This is a genomic window from Geitlerinema sp. CS-897, assembly GCF_028368005.1.
GTDB classification, from domain to species: domain Bacteria; phylum Cyanobacteriota; class Cyanobacteriia; order Cyanobacteriales; family Geitlerinemataceae; genus Baaleninema; species Baaleninema simplex.
This window is the reverse complement of record NZ_JAQNCQ010000194.1, coordinates 19,560-29,978: the sequence shown is the minus strand read 5'-3', so window position 1 is coordinate 29,978 and position 10,419 is coordinate 19,560. Positions and strand designations below refer to the sequence as shown.

8 protein-coding genes are annotated in these 10,419 nt (G+C 56.0%); 2 read left to right on the top strand and 6 right to left on the bottom strand.

Annotation, left to right across the window (positions count from 1 at the left end; genetic code table 11):
* Positions 1–113 (top strand): transposase (locus tag POG22_RS12440; RefSeq protein ID WP_498903168.1); only part of this gene is annotated, 113 nt, incomplete at its 5' end.
* Here the strand turns inward: POG22_RS12440 and POG22_RS12435 are convergent.
* The gene (locus POG22_RS12435) at positions 86–727 is read right to left on the bottom strand and encodes a hypothetical protein (RefSeq protein ID WP_498905573.1); all 642 of its coding nucleotides are present in this window, start codon (positions 725–727) and stop codon (positions 86–88) included. The genes POG22_RS12440 and POG22_RS12435 overlap by 28 nt on opposite strands.
* A 163-nt stretch (positions 728–890) precedes the next feature.
* On the opposite strand from POG22_RS12435, the gene POG22_RS12430 reads away from it, so the two are divergent.
* Positions 891–1,178 (top strand): TRADD-N-associated membrane domain-containing protein, encoded by a 288-nt coding sequence (locus POG22_RS12430; RefSeq protein ID WP_063715868.1) that lies wholly within the window; start codon positions 891–893, stop codon positions 1,176–1,178.
* Between the two features lie 141 nt (positions 1,179–1,319).
* On the opposite strand, the gene acs is transcribed toward POG22_RS12430, so the two are convergent.
* From acs to POG22_RS12405, 5 genes are all read right to left on the bottom strand, one after another.
* Positions 1,320–3,287, bottom strand: a complete 1,968-nt coding sequence (acs, locus tag POG22_RS12425; protein ID WP_498905571.1) for an acetate--CoA ligase — start codon at positions 3,285–3,287, stop codon at positions 1,320–1,322.
* A 106-nt stretch (positions 3,288–3,393) separates the two neighbouring features.
* A complete protein-coding gene (locus POG22_RS12420; protein WP_498905569.1) occupies positions 3,394–5,319 on the bottom strand; it encodes a CHASE2 domain-containing protein in 1,926 nt (641 codons plus the stop codon).
* A 197-nt stretch (positions 5,320–5,516) separates the two neighbouring features.
* Positions 5,517–5,756 carry a hypothetical protein gene (locus POG22_RS12415; protein ID WP_498905567.1) on the bottom strand — a complete coding sequence of 80 codons (240 nt, stop codon included), beginning with the start codon at positions 5,754–5,756 and terminating at the stop codon, positions 5,517–5,519.
* A 185-nt stretch (positions 5,757–5,941) separates the two neighbouring features.
* Positions 5,942–8,638, bottom strand: a complete 2,697-nt coding sequence (locus tag POG22_RS12410) for a CHASE2 domain-containing protein (RefSeq protein WP_498905565.1) — start codon at positions 8,636–8,638, stop codon at positions 5,942–5,944.
* A 3-nt stretch (positions 8,639–8,641) separates the two neighbouring features.
* Complete coding sequence (locus POG22_RS12405) at positions 8,642–10,399, bottom strand: CHASE2 domain-containing protein (protein WP_498905563.1); 1,758 nt, start codon at positions 10,397–10,399, stop codon at positions 8,642–8,644.
* Between the last annotated feature and the right edge of the window lie 20 nt (positions 10,400–10,419).

Sequence of the window (10,419 nt, the reverse complement as noted above, 5' to 3'; positions counted from 1 at the left end):
TTGTGGAAGGTTTAAACAACAAGTTAAAGCTGATTAAACGCAAAGCTTATGGATTTCGTAATTTCTGCAACTTTGAGCTTAGGAGTCAGCTTTCTATGATTTTTTCAGATTGATTCTGCATCTTAAGTTCGGAAGAGCCATAAAAATCGTGGTAAGCCACTCGATTTCGATTTGATGAAGATTCGAGCAAACAACGCAACAGCCAATGAAAACTGAGTTTTTGTTCTGGACTAAACTGAATGCAAAGGCTTAGGAGATTATTGAATTTCCGAACGAGCGTATAATAACGGGTTACACAGTCGCGATGGTCGAACTTGTGGAGCTGCGTTTGCAGCGTTTTCCAAACTGGAATCTCAATATCTATGATATCTTGCCAATCTAAACCTAAAATTCCACAATAGGCTTTGAAGGCAGTTTCGTTAATGTCTTTGCCGTGATGGAACTTTTGCCAGGTTTTCCCGTAAATTCCAACAATGCCAATTTGATTATCTCGAATCTCGTCTTCTAATTCAGACCATTTCTTTTTTTGTCCGTTTAAACAAGGATTGGTCTTAAAAAGTTGAGGAACAAAATACTCTTCAATAGTTTGATAATTCAAACGAGTTTTTGAAGTCCATTCCTTATTTTTAAACGGCGGAACTTGTCGCAACACCCAAAGGCGAGCGTCGATAACAGCGTTACTCTCTTTGCTTTTTAGATAACGATCGCCGTTGCAATCCGTTACCATGTGGAGCTTTCTGTCAATTTTCGCTTGTCCCTGTTTGGATGCCCTCACTGGACTACATATTTTGTGTTTTTTGTCAAGGCGTCGATCGGGCTACGCCTTAAAGCCGCCTCGAAAATCTATCCTACCCCGTTCGAGAATCGCAGTGTAGAGTTCCATAAGCGCCATGAAACGCAAATTTCAGTCCGACGAAGCAATTATTAAACTGCGTCTGCGTCACGCCAATTTTGCCTTTTTTCTCAACTGGACGGCTCAAGGGGCGAGTTTGATGGTCGTTCTCATCGGGGTCGCTCTGATTTTCTCAGGTCGCATTCCCCACGGAAGTCTGTCGGCGGTGTCGGGTTTGTTCTCCCAAGTGGCGACGGCGAAACTGGCAAAAGATGCCAACGATCGCCTCGATCGCATTGCCGAAGACATACTCGAAGCGGACAACGAGGACGAGGGCGATCGCTAAAACCAAACGGATCGGGAAACTCGATCGAACTTCCCGATCCATTATCGAGCGTTCCCAACCCGACGAGATGGAGAACGTGAGGGGCAACAGCGAGACGAACCCGCGATCGCCCCTAACACACCAATAAATTGACGAAAAGACTTAACGTTCGCGCAACTTATCTAACACGCTGCGGTCTTGCAACGTCGACGTATCGCCGGAAATCTCTTCCCCAGACGCCAGACTGCGGAGAATCCGACGCATAATCTTCCCAGACCGGGTTTTCGGCAAATCGTCCGAAAAACGAATCTCACCCGGACGGGCGATCGCGCCGATTTCCTCAACCACGTGTTGCTTCAACGCCTTATCCAAATCGTCGCCAGCCTCGTAGTCCTCCTCCAGCATCACGAACGCCACGATGCTTTCACCCTTAATCTCGTCCGGCTTCCCGACCACCGCCGCTTCCGCCACTGACGGGTGCGACACCAACGCCGACTCGATTTCCATCGTCCCGAGGCGGTGTCCCGAAACGTTGATCACGTCGTCCACGCGACCCATAATCCAGAAATAGCCGTCCTCGTCCTTGCGAGCGCCGTCTCCCGCAAAATAGAAATAATGACCGTCTTTCGGAGCGATATGCTCCCAATAGCTACGGCGGAAACGGTTGAAGTCCCCGTACACCGTCCGCATCATGCCCGGCCAGGGATGCTTGACCACCAAATATCCGCCCTGGTTCGCCGGAATCTCGTTTCCGTCCAAATCCAGCACGTCCGCTTGAATACCAGGGAACGGCAGCGTCGCCGAACCGGGTTTCGTCGGCGTTGCCCCCGGTAGCGGCGTAATCATGAAACCGCCCGTTTCCGTCTGCCACCAGGTATCGACGACCGGACAGCGTTCGCCGCCGATGACTCGGTGATACCACATCCAAGCTTTCGGGTTGATGGGTTCGCCCACCGTTCCCAACAGCCGCAAGCTGGACAAATCGCGGGCGTTGGGATGTTTGTCTCCGGCTTTAATAAAGGCACGAATGGCGGTGGGGGCGGTATAGAAAATCGTGACGCCGTATTTTTCCACGACATCCCAAAAACAGCCGGGGTTGGACGGACGGGGAACCCCTTCGTACATCACTGTCGTCGCCCCGTTAGACAACGGACCGTAGACGATATAGCTGTGTCCGGTAATCCAACCCACGTCGGCGGTACACCAGAAAATATCGGTGTCCTTCAGGTCGAACGTCCATTTGTTGGTAACGTGGGCGTAGAGGTTGTATCCGGCGGTGGTGTGGACGACGCCTTTCGGTTTTCCGGTGCTGCCGCTGGTGTAGAGGATGAAGAGGATATCTTCGCTGTCCATCGGTTCGGCGGGACAGTGGGCGGAGATGCCTTGACGGACTTCGTGCCACCAGTGGTCTCGACCCTCTTCCATGTGGGTGTCTTTTTCGATGCGCCGCACGACGAGGACGTTTTCGACGCTGGGGGCGGCGTCGTCGGCGAGGGCTTTATCGACTTGGTCTTTGAGGGTGATGACTTTATCTTTGCGGAAACCGCCGTCGGCGGTAATCACCAGTTTGGCTTCGGCGGCGTTGAGGCGATCGCGCAGGGCTTCGGCACTGAATCCACCGAAAACGACGCTGTGAACGGCACCGATGCGGGCGCAGGCTAACATGGCGATCGCCGCTTCGGGAATCATGGGCATATAAATTCCCACGACGTCGCCTTTTTTCACGCCGAACTGTTTGATGACGTTGGCCATCTGACAGACTTCGCGGTGCAGTTGGGCGTAGGTGAGGGTGCGCGAGTCGCCGGGTTCCCCTTCCCAAATCAACGCGGCTTTGTTTTTGCGCCAGGTGGTCAAGTGGCGATCGAGGCAGTTGTAAGAAACGTTGAGTTTGCCTCCCTCAAACCATTTGGCAACGGGGGGTTGCCAGTCGAGGACGTTCTCCCACTTTTGAAACCAGTCGAGTTCGGTTTCGGCCAGTTCGCCCCAAAACCCTTCCGGGTCTTTTGCCGCGCGATCGCACAAAGCCTTATAGTCGGCCATGCTTTTAATATGTGCGTTAGCGGCAAAATCTGCGGCTGGGGGAAACGTCCGTTGCTCGTGAAGAATTGATTCTATCGTCTGTTCTGACATGATGTAACCTATACTGCAGAATCTTTATTTACCTCCATTGTCTCGCCAAACTCGTACGGCGTGAAGCAGGCTTCATCATTGTATCGTTATATTTCTGTAATTCAGACTACAACTGGCGAAAACAGTACGTATTACGCCCGTCCTCTTTCGCGTCGTATAGAGCCAAGTCGGCCGTTTGGATCAGAGTCTCGAGGGACGCCGAGGAGTTGGGAATCAAGCTCGCCACCCCACAACTGAGCGTGACGTAAGGGCCGACGGGCGACCCGTTGTGGTCGATGTGTAAGTCGTTAACGCGATCGCGGATGCGTCGGGCAACTTTGAGGGCGTCGTCGAGGTGAGTTTCGGGGAGGACGACCGCAAACTCTTCGCCGCCGTAACGCGCGACGACATCGCTGCGACGCACCGCCCCCACGATCGCGCGGGCGACCCCTTGCAAACAGCGATCGCCCGCAGGATGTCCGTGGGTATCGTTATAGTTTTTGAAATAATCCACATCGCACAAAATCAACGAAACCGATTGCTGTTTGCGTTGGGCGATTTGCCAAGTGCGCTGGAGATATGCGTCGAAATAGCGTCGGTTGGCAACTTGCGTCAAGCTGTCGGAGGTGGCCAGTCGCTGCAACCCGTGCGTTTTGCGAAACGACACGGTAACGATCGCCACCGATGCCGCTGCGATGGGCGACACCACGGGAATCCACCAACCGTTGAGAAACGCCACATATCCGATCAGTAAAGGACTGCCACAGATCGCCACGGCGTAAGTCCCTAAAATGCACCATCCCGGCGAAGTATAGCTGCGAAACTGGCTGGTGTGCCACCAGTACCAGCCGACGACCGTTCCCGCCCCAGCCCACAGGAACACCCACAGCCACTCGACGGGTTCGCTGAGATAGCGAAACAGACGCCGGCCGTCGAGGGCTGCACTGAGGAGTTGGCTGGTGAGGTTGGCGTGAACGACCAAACTCGACATTTGGGTGTAGCTGCTGCCGAGGCGATCGCTGAACGGGGTGTTGTACTGTTCCTTGAGACTGGCAGCCGTCGGTCCGACGATAACGATGCGATCGCGCATTAAGCCCGAGGGAACCTTGCCTTCGAGAACCTCGGTCATCGAAACGCGGTGGAACGCTTGGCGCGTCCCTCGATAGTTGAGGAGAATTTGATATCCACCGTTATCGATTCTGGCGTATCCGCCGTCGTTTTCTCGAAGGGGTTCGATGCGAGCTTGTCCGAGGCGAACTTTCCACGGACGGTCTTCGTCCGGTTCGATGTCGATATTGCGATCTTGCAGGTATAAGAGAGCGAGTTTGGCGGCAAAGGTCAACCGCAACTCTCCCTCTCGCGGTTCGATCGAAATCAATCCTCGCCGCACTTTACCGTCGGGGTCGAGAACCATGTCCGCCAAGGCGACGCGATCGAGTTGTCTGAGGACGGGGGGCGGAGAGATAGACTGACCGACGAACTTTTCCATACCGATCAGGTTGGGCGTCGTCCGTAAAACTTCAGTCAGTTTGTCGTATCCGGGATCGATGGGAACGTCGCGATAGAGATGCAAGCCGATCGAGGCGGGCTGTTGGGCTTGTATTTTCAACAACAGGTCGGCCAGCACGGCATCGGGCATCGGCCAGCGACCGATATGAGTGATGTCCCGTTCGTCGATGGTGACGAGGACGATGCGAGGGTCTTGAGGTTCGGGCGGTCGGAGTTGGAAGAAGCGATCGAGAACAGCCCATTCGAGCAGTTGAAACGCACCGGCGAGGGTTCCGGCGATCGCAACGCCCGAGGCTCCTAATGCGGTGGCGATCGCACCTGCTGGTTGGCGTTGTTTCGCCCCTTGCCACCGTCGAACGCACTGTTGAATTTTTTCACCGAACATTGATGGGTCTGCCCCCCGATCCGCCGATCGCTGCTGCGTGCGACGGCTGCGTTGCTGTCGGTTCCAGTTTCCTTCAACCTCCAACAGCGCTTTCGCTTTAGCGAGGCGATCGGTGACAGTACGCGCGAGTCTCCTCGGTTTCGTTCGCTGTGACGGCATCGGGAAAACGGAAAAGCCATTCTCCTTTATACTGCCATTTTGCGAACCCATCGGGACGGGAAGGCGAAGCGAGAGCGGAGCGATGTCTGACCTCACCCGCGATCTATTTCAGTGCGTTTTCGATCTGGGTTGTCCTTATTGAAGGCGCGTCGACACCACTCGAGGCGAGCGTCTGCCACACCGCGAGTCCGAGCGAGCTATCCGACGGTATCTTTGGGTTGTCCTTCGTTCCCGTCGCGAGGCTCGAACACTTGACAGGCTAAGGTCGGCGAGCAAGTCCGAGCCGCTCCGGATAACGATACGATAACGGCTGTAGGTTGCCGATCGCTCGTTCGATCGGCAAACGGCGATCGCCCATAAAACCCGTGGCTTTCGCCCATTGACATCGCGAGAATTGGTAGCGTTACTAATATTTTAAATTGTAGTTTAGATTGCATTGTTTGGCACCCCGATCGCTGTGACACCCAGATAACGATCTACCTCCAATTTTCTGAGGAAAGGTGCAATTTGTCATCCGTTATATTGCGGAAATTTAAACGATCGATCCTTCGGTTTTCGCTTAGATTGGGGGGTTTTACCCCTCAATAGAGCCAACAATGGATGGAGACAGAGAACGAGACGCCTACTCGAAATTACCATTACTGTCGAAATGCACTTGACAGCGTTTGAGATAAATTTGACTGGCCATATCGCAATCGTTGTGCTTCAAACAATGGCGAAACAATCGAGCCGCTTCTCGGTAAGATTTCAAGTGATACAACATCACGGCTTGCTCGAAGTCCGTTCGTTTATTCAATTTGGACGCTTTGAGTTCGGGAGCATCGGCATCGAACACTTCAAACACGGAAACCTGTTCCGATTTTCCCTTCACACGAACGCGATCGATCAAGCGAATCGCATAACGGTTCGTATCCTCAAGTTGCAAAAACGTCGAGTGCGAAATTAACAACGGAACGCCGTAAACTTTCGTCAACTCCTCAATACGCGCCGACAAGTTCACGGCATCGCTAATCACCGTACTGTCCATGTGGTGAAGTCCGCCGACCGTTCCCAACATCAGCGATCCCGTATTGATCCCGATACCGATCCGTAACGGGGGACGATCGGGACGCGTTCGCGTCGTGTTGTACTCGGCGAGCTGTTCGAGCATGGCAATTCCCGCCTTGACTGCATCGTCGGCACTTTCACCGAACAACGCCATGATGGCGTCACCGATGTACTTATCAATAAACCCTTGATTCTCAGAAATCGCCGGTTCCATGCGCGAGAGATAGGCATTAATAAATTTAAAATTGTCCTCCAAACTCATCTGTTCTGAGAGGGTCGTGAAATCGCGAATATCCGAAAACAATACCGACATTTCTTTCTCGACCGCCTCACCCAACCGAACGTCGACCAAACTTTCGTATCCCAAAAACGAGAGGAACTCGTGGGGAACGAACCGACCGGCGGCGTCCGTTAAATCCTGTTCGGCAGCCAACGCGCGATCGAGATTGCGATTGAGGTCGAACAACTCCCGCGTCGCCCGCTGCTGTTCGGCTTCGGCTTTTTGACGGGCGCCGATGTCCTGAAACGCGACGACGGCAAAACTGACACACCCCTGTCGGTCGAAGATGGGCGATCCCCACATTTCCAAGGGGACGACCTCCTCCCCCAACTGTACGTCTAAGACGTTCGCGGGAGACGTGGCACCCTGCAACGCTCGCACGGCAGGTAATTGGTCTTCGGGATAGACCAAATCGGTTTGGTTGATGTAGGTGTTGGGGGCGCTGCGTCCCTCGTCTGTTGTGCCGGGAAGCAAGCGATCGCCGAGAATTTGTTTGGCCGTGTGGTTGCTGTAATACACTCGTCCGTCGGCGTCTAACACGGTAATGCCCACCGGCAAAGCTTCGAGAAACTGTAACAAGCGGCGATCGCTATCTTGTTGGTCCTCTCGTAGCCGTCGAGCGGTCGCCAGGAGCGCGACGCCCCATAACGCCGCAGCCGGGGCGACGACGGGCAGCCACACCCCACCGTAAAACGCTCCCACTACCGTCGCACCCAACACTCCCGCAACGAGGACGAGGCTGCCGCTGAGGATGCCCCATCGTACGCAGGAGGCCGAAGGTTGGCGCGGGCGTCGTCGCCGGAGTCCCAACCCCGCCACGATCGCCCCGACACTGCCCCACGCGAACGTCCATCCCCACTCGAGCCACGGGGGAATCGCCATCAAGAGCGGCCGGCCCTCGAGCGCGGCACTGAGAATCTGGCTGACGATGTTCGCTTGCACGACGAGGTTGGGGGCGCCGTCGGGCGTGGCCAGCCACCCGCTACTGTAGGGGGTGTAAGTGGTGTCGTTGAGACTGGTGGCGGTCGTGCCGATGAGGACGACGCGATCGCGGAACGTTCCCGGCTCGAACTGTCCGTTTAGGACTCGACGGACTGACAGATGGAGAAAGCGATCGCCCATCCCGCGATAGTTGAGCAAAATTTGATAGCCTGCGGCGTTGGCGTTAGCGTAACCGCTTTCGCGGCCGCTGAGGGGAGAGAAGACGGCGCGACCGAGGCGCAGGTGTCGGGAGTCGGCTTCGAGGGCTTCGAGGGTGACGTTTCGCTGTTTCAGATAGAGTAAGCTCAACCGCACGGCGAAACTCTGTTGTAGAGTACCGCTGGCGTCGGGGTGAGAGAGCAAGGCGCGGCGAACTTTGCCGTCGCCGTCGAGGACGAAGTCGGCAAATCCCACGAGATCGCGCTGTTTGAGGTACGGGGACGGAGCGACGGGATCGCCGACGATTTTTTCGACGCCGACGAGGTTGGGGGTGGTGTTGGCGACCTCGACCCAAGCGTCGTGGCCGGGTTCGACCGGTAAATCCCGATAGAGGTTGACACCGATAGCGGCGGGGTCGTCTTCGGAAATCGTGCGGACGATTTCGGCCAGAACGCGATCGGGAACCGGCCAGCGACCGAACTCTCGCAGGTCGGTTTCGTCCAAGGTCACGAGAACGACGCGATCGTCGATCGGTTCGAGCGGACGCAGGCGGAACAGGCGATCGAGGGCAGCCCATTCGAGGAGTTGGAGTCCCCCAAGCGATTCGATCGCAACGACGATCGCACTGACGAGGAGGCTCGAGACGATCCCGTCTCGCCACCGCCAGAATTTCGACTCTTTAGGTTTGCGCTCCCTGGCGCCACTTGGCGCGGGGTCGCACCGCTGTTGTGGTTTCCCTATCAACGTTCCTGTTCGGCCGTGTTGGTGCTTTAAGAATTGAAGCGATCGCCCCCCGATGTCGCGCTGTCGGTGTGGTTGCGGTTGTTGTCCCCGCTGCGCTCGGTCTGACATTTATTAATATATCGGTCGCTGGGGAATTGGGGGATAAACGTAGGTACGGTAGCGATCGCGCCCGTCTGCCTTCGCCAGATACAAGGCGCGATCGGCAGCTTCGACGAGATCTTTCGCCCGAAGCGACCGGCAATGGTGACTGCTGACAACGCCGCAGCTGAGGGTGACGATGTGACTCGTCGCCGAGCTAGCGTGGTCGATATGGAGGGCGCGGACGTTCTGACAGATGCGGCGAGCGATGTTGATGGCGTCGTGCAGGTCGGTTTCGGGCAAGATCGCGATGAATTCTTCTCCACCGTAGCGTGCGACGAAATCTTGGCTGCGTACCGATCCAGCAATGGTGCGGGCGATTTCTTGGAGGCAGCGATCTCCGGCTGGGTGGCCGTAGGTGTCGTTGTAATTTTTGAAATAATCCACATCGCACAGAACGATCGAGAGATTTCGATCGCCTTGGCTGTGACAGTCTGTCCAGACGCGTTCGAGAAAGCGATCGCAGGCGTAGCGGTTGCCCACTTGCGTTAAGCTGTCCGTGGCCACGAGCCGTTGCAGGTGAAAGCTGTAGGTGGAGGTCGTGACGACGACCGTGGTGAAAAGGGCGAACAGAGGAGAAACCACGGGAACCCACCAGCCCCAGAGAAACGCGACGTAACTGCCTAGTAAGAGTCCGGCTGCGGCGGCCGTCGTCCACAGCATCGGGACGGCCGAAGCATACTGATGTCGCGTCAAGACTTTCCAACTGGCGATCGCCGTCGTTCCAGAGAGGCTGAAGATCCAGAGCCAGGTTCCCCATTGCGGTAGCGGACGTAACTGAGAGCGACCGTCGAGGGCTGCGCTGAGAATTTGACTGACGATGTTCGCGTGGACGACAAGCCCCGAAGTTCGTTGGGTTTCAGGGACGAAGGGGGTGCTGTAGGGAGTGTAAAACAAGTCGTTGAGACTGGTGGCGGTCGAGCCGATGAGAACGACGCGATCGCGCACGAGATCGGGAGAAACGCGGTCTCGGAACACCTCGAGGAACGATACCCGCTCGAAGCGATCGAGCGTGCCGCGATAGTCCAGTAGGATTTGATAGCCAGCGGTGGGGGCGTTGACGTAACCGCCTTGGTTGGGTTGCAGGGGAACGAACCGCGCCCGACCCCAGCCGAGCTGTTGTCCCCGACGCCCGAGGGCTTCGAGTTTGACGCCGAGGGGATCGAGGTAGAGCGTCGCCAAGCGAACGGCGAAACTCAGTTGTAGCTGACCTTGGGAATCGGGGTGAGAGAGTAGGGCGCGACGAATTTTCCCATCGGCATCGAGGACGAGATCGACAAACCCGACGCGATCGCTCCCGGCGATAGTTGGGGGAGGGGCGACGGGTTCTCCGGCAATTTTTTCAACGCCGATGAGGTTCGGTGTCGTTCGCAGCGTCTCGACAAACTTGGCGTGACCGGGTTCGACGGGTAGGTCTCGGTAGATGTCTAGCCCGATGGCGGCGGGTTCGTGCTGCTGTAGGGTGTTGATGACGCGATCGAGGGCAGCATCGGGAAGCGGCCAGGCTTGGAAGTGTTTGAGTTCGGTTTCGTCGATGGTGACGAGGAGTAGGCGAGCGTCGATCGCTTCCTCGGGTCGCAGGCGAAAAAAGCTATCGAGCGCTGCCCATTCGAGGAGTTGGAACGCACCCGTTGCGGTAGCCGCTGTGGTGGCAACGGCCACCGCCAAACCGACGATCGTTGGGGTTTTCGTTTTCCATCCTTCGAGCCGCTTGCGAACTTTCAAGTACATTCTGATGTGGCGTCAGGCAA